A 20,392-nucleotide genomic window follows, 5' to 3' on the forward strand; every position below is an offset into this window, starting at 1 on the left:
AACATTTCGTAATTACCTGGAAGAAAATTAAGGTTTAAAGGAGATTCTAATGACTCAGTATCATCCCATCACCTGCACCGCTGCCCTCAATCAATTAAAACGAAAAATTCCCTATGGCTGGGACCTAAATATTTTTCGCGGTTGCAGCCACGGCTGTCAATACTGTTATGCCATGGGCACCCATGGTTACACCGGTCTTGCTGATTTTTCAAATGACATTTATATAAAAACCAATATTGTCGAAGCCCTTGAAAAACAGCTTCGTTCACCGGACTGGAAGGGTGATATCATTAATATCGGCGGCGTCACCGATAGCTATCAGCCTGCCGAAGCTCACTATCAGCTAATGCCGGAAATCTTAAAACTGCTGATTAAGTATAAAACCCCGGCCATCATTTCCACCAAGTCGGATTTGATTCTGAGGGATTATGATCTCATTGATACGTTATCCCGAATCACCTATATTAATGTTGCCGCCACGGTGACCACCATGGATGAGAAAATCCGTAAAAAAATAGAACCGGGGGCGGCAACCAGCCAGGCCCGCTTTAATATGCTCAGAGCTTTTAGTAAAACCAATGCCTCGATCGGCCATCACCTCATGCCTATTATCCCCTACCTGACCGACGATTCCGCCACTCTTGGAGATTTATTTGAAGCCGCAAAAGAGGCAAATGTCCACTATGTGCTTCCCGGCGCCCTTTATTTAAGAGGTGCCACCCGGTCGGCCTTCTTTGATTTTATCAAAACGGCCTTCCCTGAAAAATACGATGCCCTGCGTGCGCTATACCAAAAGGGCGGGGCATCCAAAGACTATAAGGATGAACTTTATGGACGATTGAACCCCTTGCGAAAGTCATTTGGTTTGTCCAACAGCTATAGCAAACCGATGAAGGAACGCTTAACACCATGGGTAGCACCCGAAGAACAGATTTCATTTGTCTGAACCAAAAACCATATTATCCTTAACCTAGTTTTACCCGCTGACTATTTCATCACATGAACTCCCAAAGTATGTTACAATTTAATTAACGAAAAACCAAGAAATAAAAGGAGCATCATTACCATGCACATACGATCTAAGCCCTGGGCCCGGCCGGAATTGGAAGCCTGTGGATTTTTCCAGGCTAATCCTTTAGAACACCGGGGACAGTGGCAACAGGTATTTAAAAACAACCATCCCCTTCATATGGAGGTTGGCTGCGGAAAAGGCACCTTTATGGCTGAGCTGGGCAGTCAGAATCCCTGCATCAATTACCTCACCATCGACTTAATTGACGGCGTTCTGGGCTGGGCCAACCGAAATATTCAGACCGTCTACGCTAAAAAGGATCAACCCATTGACAACATTCAGCTCATGTCCTGGGATATTGAACGCATTGATATGCTGCTGGCCCCTGAAGATGGGGTCGAACGCATTTACATCAATTTCTGCAACCCCTGGCCATTGCGAAAGCATCAAAAAAAACGCCTGACCCATCCGAAGCAGCTTCGAAAATATCAGGCGCTATTAAGCAAAAATGGGGAAATTCATTTTAAAACCGACAGCGATGCTTTGTTTGAAGATTCCATTGCTTATTTTAAAGAATCCGGTTTCACCATTAAAACCCTGATTCCTGATCTCCACGCTTCGGATTATCCCGGAAATATCGAAACCGAACACGAAAAAATGTATGCCGCCCAGGGCATTAAGATTAAGTTTTTAATCGCTGCCTTATAAAAATGCTTCATTATCCAGTCTTATCCCGAGAATAATGCCGTGCCTTTATTCTCGACCCGGTATTCATGAAGACTATGTCTTGCCTTTTTTATCCTTCTGTTTTAATCTTTAGAAGTTAAACTCATTTTCCCAGTTAAAGGTCCCGGATTTTTCAACGCTTTTGGGCCAATGATCGCACCAATCCGGCACAATAGGGTTTTCAACCCGATCCAGACTGGGGGTATAGGGTTTAAGGTCAATGACTGGGGTGCCATCGTTGGCATCAATGTATGGAATTTGGATGATGCCCTTTTGATAATCGATGTCAATCACCGCAACCACTGTTAAGGCAACAGGGTTTGGCCGAAGCGGAGATCGGGTGGCAAATACCCCCATCACTTCCGGGGCCTGCTTGTAGGGTTGGAGTCCAGAGAGAACCTTCCTTGCCTCTTCGTTATCAAACTCACTGAACCACCAGAAAACATTGATGTGAGAAAATCCATCCAGTCCTTCAAGCCCTTCACGATAGGCTTCTTCCAGTTCAATAAAGATATTCTCACCCTGAACATGAATGGTGCCAATTGGTTTTATGTAACCTTGTTTCATTTGTTTACCTCCATAATTGTATCATCAATTTTTTTACACCTTTATCATAGACCCTGACACCATGTGAGAGTCAACTAAAAAACATAACCGGATCGCGCTATTGGTTTCAATTTTTTTTTATGGAGGCATACTTATGGCTACAAATGATATATGGGCTCTCTTTTGTCTTGTCTCGGCAATCATTTATGTATTGTTGGCACTTATTTTTACACTATTAAAAGAAAAAGCTGCTATCCTTATTAGTGGCTTCAACACATTACCCAAAGAACTCCGTGCAAAATATGACACCCAGCAGATGAGCAAAGATATGCGCAATCAATTTTTTTTATGGACAATCATCTTATTAGCCGGGGCAATTCTTTCTCATTTCATCAGTTTCTATTTTGCTATCGCTGCTTCAGTCCTTTGGTTGTTTCTCTTTTTAAAAGAAGTCCATTTCGATATTGACAAAGCTTTTGATCGTTATCTGAAATAACACCACTTTGATTTATATTAATTTCATATTTTTTCACTCACACTTTTTCCAGTTCAATCTGAATTTCGGTCAGGTAGTGAGCCGGATTTTCTTCATTCCAGGGGCCCCGATGGCAAATTTGTCGGTTTTTTCCCGACATTTTAAACCCGGAGTGTTCGGTGAGCCAGTAGGCGAAAGAGCGAAAGACTCCGGATATATTTTCATAAGGCCCATAAACCATGGTGCAGGCCATCATTTCAACCGCCTCTGTTTCTCTGAAACAAAGTGTTCCTTCAGTTTTTTTCTTAACATTTACAACTATGCAGACTTCCACATCCACATCTTTTTCTTTAAACTCATTGTCATGGTAAATTGCAAAGCATTGACCGTTTGAAGGCAACGCGATGTTTTCCTTTTGAGACCATTGGCCAAGCTCTCTCCAGAGCATCTCTTCACAAAAATAATTTGGAAGCACCCGCCGCAGAGAAATCACGGAATAAGTGGGAATCTGTTTGATGATAAAATCATAGCGAATGGCAATCTCATCTTTTTTGATATTTTCCAACGCCGCTTCGATTTTTCTCAGCTTTTCCGTCTCCTGTTCAATGGAATGCTGCACTTCTGTTCGCTTGCTTTTTAACTGATCGGCAATAAAATCCCCGGTCCAATGATCCAGCGCGATTTTGATCTCTGACACCGTATAGCCGAGATCCCTTAAAAAAATAATTTTATGAAGCATCGGAATTTGCGTAACCGAATAGAGCCGATATCCAGTGAAGCAGTCTGTAGTGGCTGGCTTAAACAGACCGGTTTCATCATAATAGCGAAGCATCCGGATGGAAACCTGGGTCAATTTTGAAAACTCACCTATCTTAAACATAGCAAACCCCTTTCATGCCTAAAATCCATTGGAGCTTAACTTATACAAATACCATTTGCACCAGCAGCATATAGGCAACGGTGCCGCCGCCGATGCTCAGGAGGTTGTTGCGTTTCCAGATATGCAGAAAGGCCACGATGCCGATGGCAATAAATTCCGGAAAACCATTGGGAGGTATCATAAAATTAACACCCTTAAGACAGTAAACCACTAAAATGGCAATCACCGCCGGTGGCAGCAGCACACCCAATGATTTGACAATGGCAGGAACTTCCTTGCCGCCGCCAAAAAGGGCAAAGGGCAGAAAGCGGGTGGCAAAGGTACACAATGCAACAATCAAAACAACCAGCAGTGGGGTTGAAAATTCCGGATTCATTGGCAGACCTCCTGACTTTCGCCTTGTTTGATACTGTTTTTAAAAACCAATAATAAACACACCGATGCAATCAGGGCCGGTAAAATAAAAGCGTTGGCCCCAAAGATAATCAGGGCCGCCAAACCACAAGCTATACCCACCATTGCCGGGATATGGGATTGAAAGCCATACCATTGCTCGATAAAAATCACCACAAACAAGGCAGTCATGGCAAAATCAATTCCGGTGGTATCAAAGCCGATGAAACCGCCCAGAATGGCCCCCAGTGTGCAACCCGCAATCCAGTAGCTCTGATCCAGAGCAGCCACCGTGAAAAAAACTTTTTTCTCGTTTAATTCTTTTGGAATTTTCATGCCGCATAACAGCGAATAGGTTTCATCGGTTAATGAAAAGATCATATACCAGCCGGCTTTCCCCATGACCTTAAATTTTTCAATGAAGGAAAGACCGTAAAAAATATGTCGGCTTTGAACAGATAGAGTTAATAAAATCATCGAGAATAGGCCCATTCCCCCGCCCAAAAGTCCAATCAGCACAAATTGCATGGAGCCGGCATAGACAATACTGCTAATAAAAAATGCCCATATAAAATTATACCCGGCCCGCTCCAGCAGAATCCCAAAGGCGATTCCCATAAAAAGGTATCCAAATAAAACCGGTAAGGTTTGAAGAAATGCATATTTGAGTGTTTCTTTTGTCATGATCCTAATTTTTCTCCGTTTCCTTAATTTTTCTTAATATACCCGGATATTATAACATATTTTTTTATGCTAAACCTTTTCATTGTAAATTTTCTCTTGCAACCTCTTTAAAATAGGGTATACTGGTAATGCTTAAGTTGGCTTAACTATTATTCCACTTAAATATTAATCTGCGAAAGGAGATTCATTTGAGTACTTATGGACAGCAATTATTTAAAGCCTTCGGGCAAATAAAAAAATCAAGTATGACCCGGCTTCATAAAGCGGGCGTCGGCAAACTCAAACCCCATGAATATTTCATGCTGGTGACCATTAAACACCGCTACCAAGAGCTTGCCTTGCAATCAGACAAGCTTGGCACCACTTCCCCACCCGGCGTGAAAATATCGGAAATCAGCCGGTGTTCCTCAATATCAATGCCGGGGGTTTCCCAAACCATTTCTTCGTTAGTCAAACAAGGTTATGTGAAACGGATCACCACCGATTCTGATCGCCGCCTGGTTTATGTTAACCTCACCCCTAAGGGCAAAGCCCTGGAAACACAGATTTCTGAGTCAAGCTTCCAGCTCTATGATGAAGCTGCAGACATTTTAGGCCCGGAAGATACCCAAACGCTGATCTGTTTATTGGAAAAGCTGGCGGTGACTTTTGACACCATTGAAGAAAAACAAAATGAAAATCCTGAAAGGAAAACACCATGATTAAACTCGCACGCTATTTAAAGCCCTATGCCCTTTTGCTGACAATGGCCATTGCCCTGCTTTTTGTCCAGGCCATTTCGGATCTTAGTCTTCCAAATTACATGTCCGACATCGTCAATGTGGGGATCCAGCAAAGCGGTATTCAAAATGCCACACCTGAGGCCATCAGCGAAGATGGCTACACCCTGATGACGACCTTTATGACCGAGGATGAACAATTAATCGCAGCCGAAAATTACACCCTGTTAAATCCCGGCGATACCACCGCTCCCGGTTATGAGGATGCCGTGAAAACCTATCCGCTGCTGGAAACCGAAAGCATTTATGTTCTGAATAATACTGATCCGGTAACCTTTGAAACCCTGGATCCCATTTTCGGCCAGGCCACCTGGACCTTCATTAATTATTTCCAGTCCCTGACTCCCGCCGAAACTACTGATTCATCGTCGACTGCAAGCATGACCGATGTTGACTTTACCGAAGTTTATGCCGCATTGCCGATGCTCACCCGACTGCCGCCCGCAACCTTTGACGAGGCCCGGCTGCAGGCTTCCCAAACCCCGGAATCGATGCAGATCCAGACTGCCATCCAGTTTACAAAGCAATTTTACATCGAACTGGGTGCTGACATTGGTGCTATGCAAACGGCCTATATTCTTCAAATTGGGGGCATGATGCTGCTGTTGTCATTTGTCAGCATTGCCGCCGCCATTGGCGTGGGCTTTTTCTCAGCCAGGGTTGCCGCCGGGGTATCCCAAACCCTGCGTCGGGATATTTTTAGAAAGGTTCAATGGTTTTCAAATACCGAGTTTGATAAATTTTCAACCGCATCCCTGATTACCAGAACCACCAACGACATTACCCAGATCCAAACCGTCCTGATCATGGGGATCCGAATCCTCTGTTATTCGCCGATCCTGGCCATTGGCGGGATTATTATGGCCTTAAGACGAACAACCTCCATGGGTTGGATCATCGTTCTGGCAGTGGTTTTAGTCATCCTTATTATTGGGATTGTCTTTGCTCTGGCCATGCCGCGGTTTAAGAAAATTCAAAAACTTGTGGATAAACTTAATCTGGTCACCCGGGAAAATCTCACCGGACTGATGGTGGTTCGCGCCTTCGGCACCCAGAAATTCGAAGAAAAACGTTTTGACGGCGTGAACGTTGAAACCACCCAAAACAATCTCTTCGTGAACCGTATTATGGTCTTTATGATGCCCACCATGATGTTTATTATGAATGGCATTACCTTACTGGTGATCTGGGTTGGAGCCCATCAAATTGCCCAATCCGCCATGCAGGTCGGTGATATGATGGCCTTTATGCAATATACCATGCAGATCATTTTCTCCTTCCTGATGATTTCGATGATGTTTATCATGATCCCGCGTGCTGCGGTTTCCGGCGATCGAATCCAGGAAGTTTTAGCAATCGAGCCCAGCATCACAGATCCAGTTGCCCCTCAAAACCTGCCCATGAATAATCAAACTACCATAACCTTCGACCATGTATCTTTTCGCTATGAAGGCGCCGAAGAGGATGTCCTTCACGATATCAATTTCGTTGCCAATCCCGGAGAAACCACAGCCTTCATCGGCTCCACCGGTTCTGGAAAATCGACCCTGATTAATCTGATCCCACGGTTTTTTGATGTGACCGATGGCGAGGTCCGCATCGATGACATCGATATCCGGAAAGTTACCCAGCATGATCTCCGTGAAAAAATTGGCTACGTACCACAAAAGGGTGTCTTGTTCTCCGGCACCATTGCCTCAAACCTGTATTATGGCGATCAAAATGCCAGCGAAGCCGACCTGGAGATTGCCGCTCAAGTCGCCCAGGCCACTTCCTTTGTTCAGTCATGTCCGGAAGGATTTGAACGGGAAATCTCCCAGGGCGGCAGCAATGTTTCCGGCGGCCAGAAGCAAAGGCTTTCCATTGCCCGGGCCTTGGTCCGAAAACCGGACATTTATATTTTTGATGACAGCTTCTCGGCCCTGGATTACAAAACCGATGTAACCCTCAGAAAAGCCCTAAAAGAATATACCAGCAACAGCACGGTACTTATCGTGGCCCAACGGATCAATACCATTATGAACGCCGAACAGATCATCGTTCTGGAACACGGACATGTGGTGGGCAAGGGTACCCATGGTGAATTATTAAAAACCTGTGACACCTACCGAGAAATTGCATCCTCACAACTTTCAGAGGAGGAATTGGCACTATGAGCAATCAAAAACAAGTAAAAAAAGCACCACCGGCCGGCGGAATGGGACGAGGCCCCGGCGGCATCTCCATGATGCCCGGTGAAAAGCCCAAGGATTTTAAGGGCAGCATTAAAAAACTGGCTGCCTATTTAGCCGTTTATAAAATAAGGCTTTTCCTGGTGGCAATCTTTGCCATTGCCTCCACCATCTTTATGATTGTCGGCCCAAAGATATTGGGAAACGCCACCACTGCCATTTTTGAAGGCAGCATGAACATCATCGCTGATAACGGCAAAGGCATGGACTTTGCTTACATTGCTCAGATTCTGCTTTTCCTTTTGGCACTTTATCTGATTTCAGCTGTCTTTTCGTATATTCAGGGATACATTATGACCGGCGTCTCCATGAAGGTCACCTATGACCTGAGACGAAATATTTTTGCGAAAATCAACCGTCTGCCCTTGAAATATTTTGATAAAACCAGCTATGGCGAGGTGCTGTCATTCCTCACCAATGACATTGAAACCGTGAACCAAACCCTCAACCAAAGCATCACCCAGATCATCACCTCGGCTGCCACCATCATCGGTATTCTGATAATGATGTTATCGATCAGCTGGCAAATGACCCTGGTCGCATTGATTTCTGTGCCACTCTCCTTTATTGTGGTAATTCTCGTTGTCAAAAAATCCCAGAAATATTTTGGTGAACAGCAAACCTATTTGGGCCATATTAACGGCCATGTTGAAGAGATGTACAGCGGCCACAATGTGGTCAAGGCGTTTAACGGTGAACAGGCTTCTTTTGATACCTTTGATCATTACAACACCACTCTGTTCAGCTCGGCCTGGAAATCTCAATTTTTATCCGGACTGATGATGCCGCTGATGACCTTTATCGGAAATGTCGGTTATGTTGCCATCTGTATCCTCGGCGGCTACCTGGCAGCCAACGGCCGTTTAAGCGTCGGGGACATTCAGGCGTTTATCCAATATGTGCGCCAGTTCACCCAGCCCATTGTTCAACTTGCCAATGTATCCAATATTTTACAGCAAACCACCGCTGCTTCGGAACGGGTTTTCTCGTTCCTTGAAGAGTCCGAAGAGATTGTCGAAAATACCACCGACTTCGACCTCAAAAAGGTATCCGGCCAAGTGGACTTTGATCATGTGAGCTTTGGCTATAATCCGGATAAAATCATCATTAAAGATTTTTCCACCCATATTAAGGATGGCCAGAAAGTCGCCATTGTCGGCCCAACCGGGGCCGGAAAAACCACCATTGTTAAACTGCTGATGCGTTTTTACGACATCGACTCCGGAGCGATCCTGGTGGATGGCCACAATATCCAGGATTTCACAAGAAGTGACCTGAGAAGCCTTTTCGGCATGGTCCTCCAGGATACCTGGCTGTATAATGCCAGTATCCGCAACAACATCAAATACGGACGACTGGATGCCACCGATGCAGAAGTTGAAGCCGCCGCCGTCGCTGCCCAGGTGGATTGTTTTGTCCACACCCTTCCGGATGGTTACAACATGGTTTTAAATGAAGAAGCCAGTAATGTCTCCCAGGGTCAGAAACAGCTCCTCACCATTGCCCGGGCGATTTTGGCAGATCCCAAGATTTTAATTCTGGATGAAGCCACCAGCTCAGTGGATACCCGAACCGAAGTCCTCATCCAAAAGGCCATGGATAACCTGATGGAAGGCCGCACCAGCTTTGTCATCGCCCATCGTTTGTCCACCATTAAAAATGCCGATCTTATTCTGGTCATGGATAATGGCGATATTGTCGAACAGGGCACCCATGATGCCTTGCTTGCCGCCGACGGTTTCTACGCCAAGCTTTACAATTCGCAATTTGAAAAAAATGAAGAATTGGAAGAAACCATCGAAGAATCGCTTTTCTAAAACTGCTATCAAACAAGTCGCAAAAAAGTCCAGAAACCTTCTTGGTTTCTGGACTTTTTTATATACAAGGGCGATTATCAACGCCCGTGACGTTGAGGGTTTATGCAACCGCAAGGTCATTGCCGTTACGTCTCGGGCGGCTACTAGCCGCCCCTACGGAATTTAACTGACTTTTGCTTAAACACATACTGTTTGCCCGGTTCGTACAAGGGGCGATTATCAATCGCCCGCAACGTCGAGGTGAGGCAGGCGTTTGGTTATTACCGCTACGTTACGGGCGGCTAATACCCGCCGCTACAGGATTGAATTTGCATTTGCTTAATACATATTTAAGATCGCGGCAGTTTGACGCGGAAGCGGCTGCCCTGGCCAACGACACTTGCCACGGTGATGGTTCCGCCATGAAGGGTCACAATCCGCTGGCAGATGGTGAGGCCCAGGCCGGTGCCCGGGGTACTCCGGGACTGGTCGCCCTTGTAAAAACGATCGAATATTTTTTCCTGATCTTCCTTGGGAATGCCTGCACCGGTATCGATTATTTCAAACATTATGTCCGTTGGCGTAGCTGTTAATTTGATGGTAATGGTGCCCTTTTCCGGGGTATGGTTGATAGCATTGGTAAAGAGATTGATGATCACCTGGGCCATCAGCTCCTGGTCGCCCCAATAGGAGACCTCATCCATTTGAATATCCAGGTCGATGTTTTTGCTTTCCCATTTTTCCTGGAGCAGCAAGACCACCCGCCGAATTCCTTCATCCAGCGAAAAGCGTTCCTTTTTCAATCCAATGATCCCATTCTCAAGTTCCGACAGTTTGAGTAAATTCGAGGAAAGCTTCCAGAGCCGATCGCTTTCATAGACAATAATATCCACATACTCCTGGCGCTGCACTTCATCGATGTCGGGGTCTTTTAATAAATTTCCAAAACCTTTAATGGAGGCAATGGGGGTTTTAAACTCGTGGGAAACATTGCTCACAAAATCCCGGTGAATATAGTCGTTTTTGGAAAGGGCTTCGGTCATAATATTGAAGTTTCTGGCCAAAACCGCCAGTTCATCCCGGCCTTTGACCTTAAGCCGCAAATCAAAATCCCCATCCGCTACTTTTTTTGTGGCTTCGGAAACCGCTTTAATGGGTTTGACGATCATCGCCACCGCAATCAGCATCAGGATTGTTCCGATCATCAGCGATAACAGCAGGGTTGTCTTTTGAAGGTTCATAAAATCGCCGCCTTGGTCCCTTTCCATATTGGGGCTGGTGATCACATAGCCGTCAGAAATTTTACCAATGGCAACCGGAAGCCGGGTTGAATGTTGCTGCTCACTGTAATAGATCTCCCCGCTTTGTATTTTCTCAATGGCTTCCCCGGACAATGCAAAGCCGGTTTCTTCAAGCGCTGGAACCACCCGGGAGATGACGATTCCCTTGGTAAATAAGCCGGTGATTTCCTCATTACTGAGGTCTTCCTGACTGAGAGTCTGAACCGCCTGGGCCTGGTTCACCAATTCCAATTGCAGCTGTTCAAATATCTTGTCGAATTGGGTATAATAAACAACCCCGAAGGTCAATGTCGCCGCAAATAATAACACCCCAAAGAATATAAAGGTGAATTTTATGTAGATGGAATTAAAAAATCCTTTTTTCATGCAGCTCCCTTATTTAACGATGGCTTTGTAGCCAAGGCCCTTAACCGTAACGATTTCGAAGTCCCGGTTTTCACCGATTTTTTCCCGGAGCCGCTTAATGTGGACATCCACGGTGCGATGATCACTTTCGCTTTCATATCCCCATATCTCATCCATAATCTGAGCCCGGGTGAAAATCCGATTGGGCGAGGCCAGCAGCTTAAACAATACCTGGAACTCTTTTTTGGGGAAAGTCATGATTTCATTGCCATTATCCAAAGTCAGCGCTTCATAATCCAGGGTAGTCCGGCCAAAAACCAGTCGTTGTTCGCTGGCAATTTTAGCCCGGCGCAACAGGGCAAAAACCCGCAGCAACATTTCATCCATGTCGACGGGTTTTACCATGTAATCATCGGTCCCGGCATTAAAACCGGTTCGTTTGTCAGCTAAGCTTTCCCTGGCGGTGATCATCAGGATGGGGAGCTCAAAGCCCCCTTCCCGCAGTGTCCGGGTTAATGCATTGCCATCCATATTGGGCATCATCACATCGGTTATCAGCAGATCAATCTGATGTTTTTCCAAAAGATCAAGGGCCTTTGAGCCATCGGCGGCTTCAAAAATCGTATATCCTTCTTTTTCCAGCGTATCCCGAAACAATCGCCGAATGTGGCGGTCATCTTCGCAAATCAAAATATTCAACATTTATTTCTCCTATATGCTCCTTAGTGCATCAATGGGATTAAGCCTGGATGCCTTTCGGGCTGGGGTAAAGCCAAAAACAATGCCAATCCCCGCTGAAAAACCAACTGCCAGAATCACCGAAGATGCTTTCAAGGTAAAGCCCGTTCCGATGATCATTGCAACCACATAGGCCAGTACCACCCCGATAATGAAGCCGATGATCCCACCGATGATCGACAACACCACGGATTCAATCAGAAACTGCATCTGAATCTGTTTGGGCTCGGCACCCAAGGCCTTTCTCAGGCCGATTTCACTGGTCCGTTCGGTTACCGAAACCAGCATCATGTTCATAATGCCAATCCCCCCAACGACCAGTGAAATGGAGGCAATCCCGCCCAGCATCATGGACAGAATACTGGTCATGCTGTCAATGGTGTCTAAAATGCTCTGCATGTTCACAATGTTGTAGCCGTCAGTATTCCCATTAAAGGCCTTTTTTAAATTTGCTTCAATTTCCTGGGTTGTGGCAACCGCCATGGCTTCATCGTCAATGAATACCGTCATACTGTTAATGTATTTTGCGCCCACAACCCCCATGGCGGTGGTGTAGGGAATCATCACCGAGCTATTGGTATCCGAGGAAGCAAAGCTGTCAGATTCGGCTAAAACACCGATGACCGTGTAGGTGATCCCGCCAATTTTAATTTCCTGACCAAGGGGACTTTTGCCGGCATACAGTTCATCAACAATATCCGTACCGATCAGCGCCACCCGGCTCTTGTTTTCAAGATCAATGGGACTGATGATTCTGCCTGAGGATATGACATCCTCAGTATTTTTGAAATAAACATCATTTTTTCCCTGGAGGGAAATTTCTTCCATGGAATTATCATTGGAAGCCACCGCAGTTATTCCTGAAATAGTCGGGGATACCCCGGTGATATTTTTAATTTCTGATATCTTATTAACATCGCCCTGAGTCAAACCCTGTTTCAGGGGGGTTCCCTGTATTTGGATGGTCACCGTATTGGCGCCCATGGAGGCGACCTGATCGGTGACCGTGCTGGTTGCTCCGGATACAATGGTAATCAATGCAATAACCGAACCGACCCCAATGATAATGCCCAGCATCGTCAGAAAGGATCGCATTTTATTACTGACCAGATTCTCTAGTGCCATTTTAATACTTTCTTTAAACATTGTATACCCCCTCGCTGAGATTCCCATCGATGATCCGCACAATCCGACTGCCGTTTTTAGCCACATCTTCGTCATGGGTAATCATAATAATGGTCTTCCCTTCCAGATACAGCTCATGAAACAGATCCATGATCTGATGTCCGGTTTTTTGATCCAGGGCCCCGGTTGGCTCATCCGCCAGCAGGATAGTAGGTTCTGTAACCAGCGCCCGGGCGATGGCAACCCGTTGCTGCTGGCCGCCGGATAACTGGTTGGGACGGTTTTTCATCTTTTCCCCAAGCCCCACCCGTTCTAAAATTGCCGCACTCCGTTCATGCCGTTCTTTTTCCGGGACGCCGGCATAGATCAGCGGAAGTTCCACATTTTTTTGAGCAGACAGCCTTGGCAGCAATTGAAATTGCTGAAAAATAAATCCGATTTCACGGTTTCTGATGTGCGACAATGCCGATTCCGGTAAATCCCGGATCAGCTCGCCAGATAAATGATAAGCGCCGCTGGTGGGAACATCCAGACAGCCGATGATATTCATCAGAGTGGTTTTGCCCGAGCCCGAAGGCCCCAGGACTGAAACGAAATCCCCACGGTTTATTTCAAGATTTATGCCCTTCAGCACCACCTGCTCCTCATCTCCCATAATATAGGTTTTTACCAGGTCTTTCATGTCCAGAATTTTTTCAGGCATTAGACTGCACCGTCGGTGGCAGGCCGCTGGAATGAGGTTGTTTCAGGCGCTATGGTAACCGGAATCAGCACCGTATCGCCCTCGCTCAGGCCTTCGCTGATCTGGATTTTCACACCATCCGTGATGCCTGTTTTAACCACCCGATTTTCCGTTTCCCCGGAGTCATTTTTCACCATCACATAGGATTCATTGTCTGCGTTAAACAAAATCGCATCTACCGGCAGGGCCAAGGCCTTTTCGGCGGTCTCCTTTATGATGATCACTTCAGCGTTCATCCCAATCCGAATCTGGGCATCGCCCTGAAAATCTACGATGGCCGTAAAATAGGCAACATCATTTTCGTTTTTGGCTTCCCGGCTGATTTCGCTGACGGTCCCCTGAACACTGCGGCCAATGCTGTCAATGCTAATGGTCACCGGTGAACCCACTGCGATGCTGGAAAGCTGATACTCATCAACTTTAATACTGACCTGTAAGTTGGTATAATCCACAATATCCATGACTTTTGCCCCAGCTGGCACTGTATCATCTTCTTCAAAATAAATCTCTGCTACTTCACCGCTCACCGTGGCACTTATAACTTCGCCTGCTGAGGTTTCATAAAGATCTGTATCTTCTTCAACCAGATCACCTTCACTCACATAAAACTCATAAATTTCCTGTGATCCCGCTGCCATGATTTCTTCACGGGATTGACTTTCAATAACTCCCGTAAACCGATTATCATTCACAATATTCTCGATTGCCGGCTGGTAGGCAGAAAATTGATCATCGGGTTGATTTCCCAATAACTGGAATCCCAGTAACCCTCCGATCACAATAACCACTCCAATAACACTACCAATAACAATTTTCTTTTTTCCTTTTTTCACTGTCGTCCTCCAAGATTTATTTCTTTTGCTATGGATATCTTATTAGAGCGGTATGAATTTAAAATGAACTCTTTATTGAATTAAGGTTTCCCTCTTATTATAGGGCTATTCATAAAAATTTGTTGATTTCCTATGAATTGGGGTATTAAACAAATATACTAAAATCGAAAATCGATTATTATATTAAGGGGGAATAATAATGCTGGAAGAAAATAATTATGATACTGTTTTACAAAGTGATCACAGTGAATCCGAAAAAACCCCATTTTATTATAGAAAATGGTGGCTGCTTCTTTGGTCTCTGTTACTATGGCCAATTGGACTCTTTATGTTATGGGCTTACTTTGCCAACATGAAAAAAAATGAGCTTCCGCGAACAAATATCGTTAAAGATGATTTTGAAGATATTTTAAAGGTTTAATGTTCGCATAAACCTTTAAACCACCTTAAGATTCTCTTGACGACGTTTTCAGTAACAGCCTCGTATTCTTGATAATTGTTGTATTTCATGATATAATATTGAAAATTTGAGCAGTCAATAGTTCAGGCATACAACCACCATGAATTGTCCATTCATGGTGGTTGTGCCATGCTGAAGTTGTATTCGATTAGTTGAAAGAAGAGGATAGAAATGGTTTCACAAATCTTTACCTTATTATTTATCTTGGGTATTCCGTTTTTTATTTACGGAACCTACTATTTTGTTGTTGGCTTATTTGGTTATACCAAACATAATACTTATGTTCAATCACCACCAAAGAACCGGATGGTTGCCATTATTGCGGCCCGAAACGAAGCCGCCGTCATTGGCAATCTAATAGAAAGCCTGCATCAGCAGGATTATCCCCAAGAGCTTATGGATATTTATGTGATCCCCAATAACTGTACTGATGATACCGAAGGTGTTGCCCTGGCCCATGGTGCAAAGATCATGAAGTGCCCCGCTGAGGTTAAATCAAAGGGTGCTGCCCTTTCCCAATTTTTCGATTATATTTTCAGAGAAAATGATGTCTATGATGCCTTTTGCGTTTTCGATGCCGATAACGTTGTGGATCGGCACTTTTTCACTTCAATGAATAACGCACTTGTTTCCGGAGAAAAAATTGCCCAGGGCTATCGTGACAGTAAGAACCCGGATGATTCCTGGATTTCCGGCTGTCAGTCCGTATTTTATTGGACCCTGAATCGTTTTCTAAACCTGGCACGTCACAAGCTGGGCTGGTCGGCAACTTTAAACGGTACCGGCTTCATGATGCATGCTGATGTTGTCCGTAAAGAAGGTTTTAACACCTTTAGCCTCACCGAAGATATTGAATTCACTACCCAATGTGTGATCAAAGGCTACCGCGTGGCCTGGGTTCCCGAAGCAATTACCTTCGACGAACATCCCCTGACCTTTGAACAGTCGTGGTCCCAGCGCAAACGCTGGTCAACCGGTACCATTCAATGTTTTGGTCAGTATTCACAGCAACTGCTTGATTGTGTTATAAAGGATAAAAATCGTTCTGCCATGGACATGCTGATGTTCCTGGTGGCACCGTTTGTCCAGGTGTTAACCTGTATCTACACCGTTTGCTCCTTTATAATTTTGGGCATGCTGTTAATTAACACCAGTATCTGGTCAAACGCCTTAACCTTCTCCCTTGCTTTTTCCATCGGCGGCGTTTTATGCAGTGTGTTCTTTACCGCCATGGTGCTCTGGTTAGAGGGTAAAAAAATTAAACAGGTCAATAACATTTCGATGTTTTCCTTTTGGTTTTACCTGGCCTCCTGGATTCCCATAAACATTTTATGCTTCATCAAACCGATTCAAATCTGGGAACCCATCGAACATACCCAAAGCGTCAAGATCTCACAAATGGTTAAATAAAAAAAGGGCTGATGCCCTTTTTTTATTTACTTTATCTGTCAAACCCGTCCTGGGGACAATGGTAAATCGTTGTCTGCTGCATGATCGTACAAGCTATGCTTGTTCGCTATGATGCAGACAACTGATGTTACGATTGTCCCCAGGACTTACTTTGCTACTTTGTCTAAACTTAAAAAGGGCTGTTGCCCTTTTTTTATTTCAATTCTGTAGTATCCTGAACTTCTTCCGGTTCTTCAATGGTTTCAATAACATCGTCCAGTTCATTTAGCATTGGATCTGTCATCGGTATGGCTTCTATTGCCATGGCCTTATTTATTTTTCTGTTTTGACGGGCAAGGAGAATGGTTAAAATCACCGTTATGAACAATCCCAATAAAATGAGCCAATAGCCAACGTCCAATTGAATATAAAAAGCCATGTATAAAAAATCTCCCCGGGTTCCGATGAAATTGGCGATAAAGGTGCCAACGTCCCCAAGACTTGAAATCAGAACGCTTCTTAATCCTTCAACAATCCCATTATTGACTTGTGTGGTGAGCTCCAAAAGCTCGGCATTGATCTGGCTATTGGCAGTGGATACGCCAATGCCGACTCCCACGAATAGAATAAAAAGAACACTGGAAATTCCAATGGAAATACCCACCGGGGCACGCTTATATAAAAGGAGTAAAATCAACGCGATGCCACTGGCAAAAATAAATAACATGATGCCATTGGCCATATCCTTATACCCATCGATGGTTGCCATGGTTTGATTGACTTGATCCATGGATTCCCGAGCATTGGCAACCACATTATTTGCTGCATTGACAACATTTTTTGCACTTTGAATGATATTCCAGGCATCCTCCAGGATAATATTAATCTGATCACCTCTGGCAAACCTTGTGGCAATCACTTCCTGAACCCTGGGATCAATGAGAAAATTCAAGGCCGAACTGGATAAAGCCTGATCAACATTGGCAATGATCCCTTTATCGGGAAGAGGACTCCTGAGTATATCCAGAACCGACTGGTCCATGACTTTAACATCTCCCAGAGGGATGCTAAAGACTTCAATGTCATCAATGGGCTTCTGCAGAACAAAGTCGCCAAGGTTAAATGAAACCACATCATTTTCAGGCGTTATGATTTGGATAGTATTATCCATTAACCCAGTGACAGAGATATCGGCTTTTGCACTCATAAATGGAAGAAAAAAACTAAACAATACCAGAACCATACAAAAAATAGCCCCTGTTCTTAACTTATTTTCCAGAACTTTTCTTTTTGTGAAATCCCAGCCTCGAACAACCTTATTTTTCAAATCCATCATTTTATTTTCCTCCTTGTATATTTAATTTTGTAATACCCATATTTTACGACAGTTACCATATCGTTATTTTTTAGAAAAAAAGCCGTCTCTGGGAGGAGACGGCTGAGCTTATGGCCAATAGATAAAGCACACAACTGATTAACAATTGGTCAGTACGGTAGTTTGTCCACAAGTAAAATTTTGATTTATAAAACCTTATTTAAAAAATTGATGGTCCGTTCGTTTTTAGGATTGCCAAAAATTTCACTGGGTGGTCCCTGTTCGACAATATACCCCTCATCAATAAAAATAACGCGATCAGCCACTTCTTTGGCAAAACCCATTTCGTGGGTAACCACAATCATGGTCATACCCTCATTGGCAAGCTTTTTCATAACCGCCAGAACCTCGCCCACCATTTCAGGATCCAAAGCCGAGGTCGGCTCATCAAAAAGCATGACATCGGGTTCCATTGCCAAAGCTCTGGCAATGGCCACACGCTGCTGCTGTCCGCCGGAAAGCTGTTCAGGGTAGACATTTGCTTTTTCTTCGAGATCCACACGCTTTAGAAGCTCATGGGCTTTGGCCTGGGCTTCTTCTTTGGTTTTAAGTTTAAGTGATATCGGCGCAAACGAAATGTTTTGCAGCACCGTCATGTGTGGAAAAAGATTGAATTGCTGGAAAACCATGCCAATGTCCTGGCGATATTTATTAATATCCGCATGGGCTCCGGTTATATCATGGCCATCAACCTCTACGGTTCCGCTGCTGGCATCTTCCAGAGCATTGATACAGCGCAGGAGTGTACTTTTTCCGGAGCCCGAAGCTCCGATTATGCAAATCACTTCCCTTTCACACACTTCCAGGTTAATGTCCTTCAGGACTTCCAAATCGCCAAAACTTTTTTTCAAGTTCTTAATTACTACTTTTCCCATAAGACATTCTCCTTTCGATACGTTTTGATATTTTGGAAAGAATCATAATGATAATAAAGTACATTGCCGCAATGATAGTCCACATTTGAAAAGCCTGATAGTTATTGGCAATAATCAGTCGTCCGGTCTGGGTCAGTTCCTGAATACCAATAACCGAAAGAATGGATGTATCTTTAAGAGTAATAATACACTGGTTAATCAGCGCCGGGGTCATGGTCCGAACGGCCTGGGGCAAAATAACCTTGCGCATGGCCATGCCATAGGGCAAGCCAAGACTTCGGGCTGCTTCCATCTGACCCTTGCTAATGGATTCAATCCCACCTCTGAAAATTTCTGCCAAATATCCTCCGGCATTAAGACTCAAGGCAATTATCCCAGCTAAATTTGGATCCAATCGAATTCCCGTCGCAGCCGGGATTCCAAAGTAAATAAAAAACGCCTGAACAATCAGTGGTGTACCTCTAACAATATCGACGTAGACAACGGCAATGGCACGCATTGCTTTTTTCTTCGATACCGATAAAAGACCAAAGACCAGGCCTAATATTCCGCCAATAATAAGGGATATAATAGTCAGTTGAATCGTTAATCCAAGGCCTGCTAAAAGCCGGGGCCATGTTTGTATAATCAGTTCTGGTATACTCACGTAAAACTCCTTCTTAATGTGTCTATTTATCCAACAGTCTTTACTCACGATGAATAAACACTGTCAGATAACTCATAGAAATCATCTGCCGGTAGAACATTCTACGAGCAGATGATTTAAGTAAACACTATGTTAAATTATAACTGTCAGATTATTTTTGAATGTAGGTATCCAGAATTTCCTGGTATTTACCGCTAGCTTTTACGTTAGCTAATCCGGCGTTGAACATTTTTATAAGTTCAGCATTTTGTCCTTTTTTAACTGCAAATCCATAAGAACTGCCTTTTTCCATTTCGCCAATTATTTTAAGTGGCACACCACTGGCAATAGCATCCCCAACAACTGGGTAATCTTCGAATAATGCAGCTGAATTTCCAGCTTTTACATCTTCATACATATTAGATGAATCCGGGAAAGAAACCGTTTCAAATCCGTACTGAGCCTTAATCGATTCAGCAAAGGTTGCCCCTTCAGTTCCGTTTTTAACCGCTACTTTTTTACCGGCAAGATCAGAGTAAGCTTTAATGGTATTATCATTTGCCGAAACTGCCATCACAACCCCTGAATCAAAGTATGGATCAGAGAAATCAAATGTTTCTTTTCTTACATCCGTAATACTCATTCCGGCGATCATTCCGTCAGATTGTCCGGAAGTTACTTCTCCGAGAGCTGCATCAAATCCAACTGCTTTTAACTCATATTCAAAACCTTGATCTGCTGCAATTGCTGCTAATAAATCAATATCAATACCAACACGTTCACCCTTATCGTTTTCAAACTCAAACGGTTTAAAGGTGGTATCTGTTGCAATAACATATTTTTTTGTATCGCTGGTTGATGTGGTTCCGCTGGAACATCCAACGAGTGAAAAAATCATTAATACAGCCATTGCCAAAACACCAATCTTTGTCGCTTTTTTCATTTCTTTTCCTCCTAAATATAATATTTTTGGTGTATCTCTTACTTGATACACCCGCCCTAATACAGTATGAAGTATATCATTTTTTTTTTATTTTCGCAATAAAAAAAATAATAAACCGA

At 44.1% G+C, this 20,392-nt stretch carries 21 protein-coding genes; 8 read left to right on the forward strand and 13 right to left on the reverse strand.

The genetic code is table 11. The features are described from left to right. Positions 1-49: 49 nt before the first annotated feature. Together AKG39_RS02540 and trmB are read left to right on the forward strand one after the other, a co-directional pair. The gene (locus AKG39_RS02540) at positions 50-946 is read left to right on the forward strand and encodes an SPL family radical SAM protein (protein WP_050738788.1); all 897 of its coding nucleotides are present in this window, start codon (positions 50-52) and stop codon (positions 944-946) included. Between the two features lie 120 nt (positions 947-1,066). Further along, positions 1,067-1,720, forward strand: coding sequence for a tRNA (guanosine(46)-N7)-methyltransferase TrmB (gene trmB / locus AKG39_RS02545; RefSeq protein WP_050738789.1), 654 nt, complete (start codon positions 1,067-1,069; stop codon positions 1,718-1,720). Positions 1,721-1,828: 108 nt separating this feature from the next. Here trmB and AKG39_RS02550 read toward each other — a convergent pair whose 3' ends face one another. After that, complete coding sequence (locus tag AKG39_RS02550; protein WP_050738790.1) at positions 1,829-2,305, reverse strand: SAM-dependent methyltransferase; 477 nt, start codon at positions 2,303-2,305, stop codon at positions 1,829-1,831. Positions 2,306-2,438: 133 nt separating this feature from the next. On the opposite strand from AKG39_RS02550, the gene AKG39_RS02555 reads away from it, so the two are divergent. Further along, positions 2,439-2,780 carry a DUF3784 domain-containing protein gene (locus AKG39_RS02555; RefSeq protein WP_050738791.1) on the forward strand — a complete coding sequence of 114 codons (342 nt, stop codon included), beginning with the start codon at positions 2,439-2,441 and terminating at the stop codon, positions 2,778-2,780. Positions 2,781-2,817: 37 nt separating this feature from the next. Here the strand turns inward: AKG39_RS02555 and AKG39_RS02560 are convergent, their stop codons facing one another. From AKG39_RS02560 to AKG39_RS02570, 3 genes are read right to left on the reverse strand one after another with little or no spacing between them, the layout of a single operon-like run. Then, positions 2,818-3,639: a MerR family transcriptional regulator gene (locus AKG39_RS02560; RefSeq protein WP_050738792.1), complete on the reverse strand. Its 822-nt coding sequence runs from the start codon at positions 3,637-3,639 to the stop codon at positions 2,818-2,820. 40 nt (positions 3,640-3,679) lie between these two features. Continuing rightward, complete coding sequence (locus tag AKG39_RS02565; RefSeq protein WP_050738793.1) at positions 3,680-4,015, reverse strand: branched-chain amino acid transporter permease; 336 nt, start codon at positions 4,013-4,015, stop codon at positions 3,680-3,682. Beyond that, a complete protein-coding gene (locus AKG39_RS02570) occupies positions 4,012-4,716 on the reverse strand; it encodes an AzlC family ABC transporter permease (RefSeq protein ID WP_050738794.1) in 705 nt (234 codons plus the stop codon). Before AKG39_RS02570 ends, AKG39_RS02565 begins: the two co-directional genes overlap by 4 nt. Before the next feature lie 188 nt (positions 4,717-4,904). On the opposite strand from AKG39_RS02570, the gene AKG39_RS02575 reads away from it, so the two are divergent. The 3 genes from AKG39_RS02575 to AKG39_RS02585 are packed head-to-tail and all read left to right on the forward strand — an operon-like array spanning position 4,905 to position 9,543. Further along, positions 4,905-5,417 carry a MarR family winged helix-turn-helix transcriptional regulator gene (locus tag AKG39_RS02575; protein WP_050738795.1) on the forward strand — a complete coding sequence of 171 codons (513 nt, stop codon included), beginning with the start codon at positions 4,905-4,907 and terminating at the stop codon, positions 5,415-5,417. Next, on the forward strand, positions 5,414-7,651 hold the full coding sequence (locus tag AKG39_RS02580; RefSeq protein ID WP_050738796.1) for an ABC transporter ATP-binding protein: 2,238 nt from the start codon (positions 5,414-5,416) through the stop codon (positions 7,649-7,651). The genes AKG39_RS02575 and AKG39_RS02580 overlap by 4 nt, the downstream gene beginning before the upstream one ends. Beyond that, positions 7,648-9,543, forward strand: coding sequence for an ABC transporter ATP-binding protein (locus AKG39_RS02585; protein ID WP_050738797.1), 1,896 nt, complete (start codon positions 7,648-7,650; stop codon positions 9,541-9,543). Before AKG39_RS02580 ends, AKG39_RS02585 begins: the two co-directional genes overlap by 4 nt. Positions 9,544-9,872: 329 nt before the next feature. Here AKG39_RS02585 and AKG39_RS02590 read toward each other — a convergent pair whose 3' ends face one another. Genes AKG39_RS02590 through AKG39_RS02610 form a run of 5 tightly spaced genes read right to left on the reverse strand, consistent with a single transcriptional unit; the run spans position 9,873 to position 14,606 of the window. Then, the gene (locus AKG39_RS02590) at positions 9,873-11,189 is read right to left on the reverse strand and encodes a HAMP domain-containing sensor histidine kinase (protein WP_050738798.1); all 1,317 of its coding nucleotides are present in this window, start codon (positions 11,187-11,189) and stop codon (positions 9,873-9,875) included. Positions 11,190-11,198: 9 nt separating this feature from the next. Further along, positions 11,199-11,870: a response regulator transcription factor gene (locus AKG39_RS02595; protein ID WP_050738799.1), complete on the reverse strand. Its 672-nt coding sequence runs from the start codon at positions 11,868-11,870 to the stop codon at positions 11,199-11,201. 9 nt (positions 11,871-11,879) lie between these two features. Beyond that, positions 11,880-13,052 (reverse strand): ABC transporter permease, encoded by a 1,173-nt coding sequence (locus AKG39_RS02600; protein WP_050738800.1) that lies wholly within the window; start codon positions 13,050-13,052, stop codon positions 11,880-11,882. Next, the gene (locus tag AKG39_RS02605; protein ID WP_050738801.1) at positions 13,045-13,734 is read right to left on the reverse strand and encodes an ABC transporter ATP-binding protein; all 690 of its coding nucleotides are present in this window, start codon (positions 13,732-13,734) and stop codon (positions 13,045-13,047) included. The genes AKG39_RS02600 and AKG39_RS02605 overlap by 8 nt, the downstream gene beginning before the upstream one ends. Next, positions 13,734-14,606 carry an efflux RND transporter periplasmic adaptor subunit gene (locus tag AKG39_RS02610; RefSeq protein ID WP_050738802.1) on the reverse strand — a complete coding sequence of 291 codons (873 nt, stop codon included), beginning with the start codon at positions 14,604-14,606 and terminating at the stop codon, positions 13,734-13,736. The genes AKG39_RS02605 and AKG39_RS02610 overlap by 1 nt, the downstream gene beginning before the upstream one ends. A gap of 199 nt (positions 14,607-14,805) precedes the next feature. Here AKG39_RS02610 and AKG39_RS02615 point away from each other — a divergent pair, with 199 nt between their 5' ends. Both AKG39_RS02615 and AKG39_RS02620 read left to right on the forward strand, forming a co-directional pair. Further along, on the forward strand, positions 14,806-15,027 hold the full coding sequence (locus AKG39_RS02615) for a hypothetical protein (RefSeq protein WP_050738803.1): 222 nt from the start codon (positions 14,806-14,808) through the stop codon (positions 15,025-15,027). A 210-nt stretch (positions 15,028-15,237) separates the two neighbouring features. Continuing rightward, positions 15,238-16,476 (forward strand): glycosyltransferase family 2 protein, encoded by a 1,239-nt coding sequence (locus AKG39_RS02620; protein WP_050738804.1) that lies wholly within the window; start codon positions 15,238-15,240, stop codon positions 16,474-16,476. A gap of 193 nt (positions 16,477-16,669) precedes the next feature. Here the strand turns inward: AKG39_RS02620 and AKG39_RS02625 are convergent, their stop codons facing one another. The 4 genes from AKG39_RS02625 to AKG39_RS02640 all read right to left on the reverse strand — a co-directional run bounded on the left by AKG39_RS02625 (position 16,670) and on the right by AKG39_RS02640 (position 20,273). Continuing rightward, positions 16,670-17,791, reverse strand: coding sequence for a hypothetical protein (locus AKG39_RS02625; protein WP_050738805.1), 1,122 nt, complete (start codon positions 17,789-17,791; stop codon positions 16,670-16,672). Between the two features lie 185 nt (positions 17,792-17,976). Continuing rightward, positions 17,977-18,705, reverse strand: coding sequence for an amino acid ABC transporter ATP-binding protein (locus AKG39_RS02630; protein ID WP_050738806.1), 729 nt, complete (start codon positions 18,703-18,705; stop codon positions 17,977-17,979). After that, positions 18,686-19,351 carry an amino acid ABC transporter permease gene (locus tag AKG39_RS02635; protein ID WP_050738807.1) on the reverse strand — a complete coding sequence of 222 codons (666 nt, stop codon included), beginning with the start codon at positions 19,349-19,351 and terminating at the stop codon, positions 18,686-18,688. The genes AKG39_RS02630 and AKG39_RS02635 overlap by 20 nt, the downstream gene beginning before the upstream one ends. A gap of 151 nt (positions 19,352-19,502) precedes the next feature. Then, on the reverse strand, positions 19,503-20,273 hold the full coding sequence (locus AKG39_RS02640; protein ID WP_050738808.1) for a transporter substrate-binding domain-containing protein: 771 nt from the start codon (positions 20,271-20,273) through the stop codon (positions 19,503-19,505). Positions 20,274-20,392 lie beyond the last annotated feature (119 nt).

Origin of the sequence: Acetobacterium bakii, from assembly GCF_001263355.1 — a bacterium.
In the GTDB taxonomy this organism is placed as follows: domain Bacteria; phylum Bacillota; class Clostridia; order Eubacteriales; family Eubacteriaceae; genus Acetobacterium; species Acetobacterium bakii.